We start from the raw sequence: 924 nt of genomic DNA on the forward strand, positions 1-924 counted from the left end.
GTCTGCCCCGCCCGCGGGGGCCGCGGCGCCCCGGGGCGTGCCCGAGCCGTCGGCGGAGCCCGTGGTGCCCGGCTCGACCAGCGTCCCGATCCCGGTGGCCGGGGCGCCGAAGCCCCAGTCCAGCAGGGCGCGGGCCTGGTCGACCATCAGCACCGGCCGGGGCTCGCCGCGCACGAGGGCCACGACCAGCCGTCGCCCGTCGCGCTCCATCGCCCCGACGAAGGTGTGCCGGGCGGCGTCGGTGAACCCGTTCTTGCCGCCGAGGAAGCCGGGGGCACCGAGGAGCCGGTCGTCGTTGCCGAGCAGGAAGCCGGGCTTGTCGGCGAACCCGGGGAACGGGATGCTGCGGGTGGTCAGCGCGGCCGCGATCCGCGGGCGCTCCAGTACGGCGCGCAGCAACAGGCCCAGGTCGTAGGCCGAGGCGGACATCCCCGGGCCGTCGAGGCCGGCGGGCGTCGCGGGACGGGTGTCCAGGGCACCGAGGCGGCGGGCCTCGTCGCGCATGGCGGCCAGCGTCGCGGGGACCCCGCCGAGTTCGCGGGCCAGGGCGTTCGCGGCGTCGTTGCCCGAGGACAGCAGCAGCCCGTGCAGCAGCTGGTCGACCGTGTAGCGCCCGCCGGGGCCGATCCCGGCCCGGCTGCCGTCAACGTTCGCGTCATCGGCGGTGCCCGCGACCACCCGGTCCATCGGCAGCCGCTCGTCGACGACCAGCGCGAGCAACAGCTTGATCGTCGACGCCGGACGCTGCCGCGCGTGCGGGGCCCGGGCGGCGAGCACCGCACCCGAGTCGAGGTCGGCGACGACGTACGACGCGACCCCGACCGGCGGGGGCGGCACCGGCCCGGCGTGGGTGTCACCGCAGCCGCCGAGCCGGCCGACCGGTGGCGACGGCACCGGCAGCGGGGGGACGGGCACCGTCTCCTC

Annotated in this window: 1 protein-coding gene; it reads right to left on the reverse strand. The window is 78.0% G+C overall.

The genetic code is table 11. The features are described from left to right. On the reverse strand, positions 1-915 hold a 915-nt coding region (locus GTW08_RS23155; RefSeq protein ID WP_346009961.1), incomplete at its 3' end, for a D-alanyl-D-alanine carboxypeptidase family protein. Positions 916-924 lie beyond the last annotated feature (9 nt).

The sequence above is a fragment of the Pseudonocardia sp. SID8383 genome, assembly GCF_009864975.1.
Classification (GTDB): domain Bacteria; phylum Actinomycetota; class Actinomycetes; order Mycobacteriales; family Pseudonocardiaceae; genus Pseudonocardia; species Pseudonocardia alni.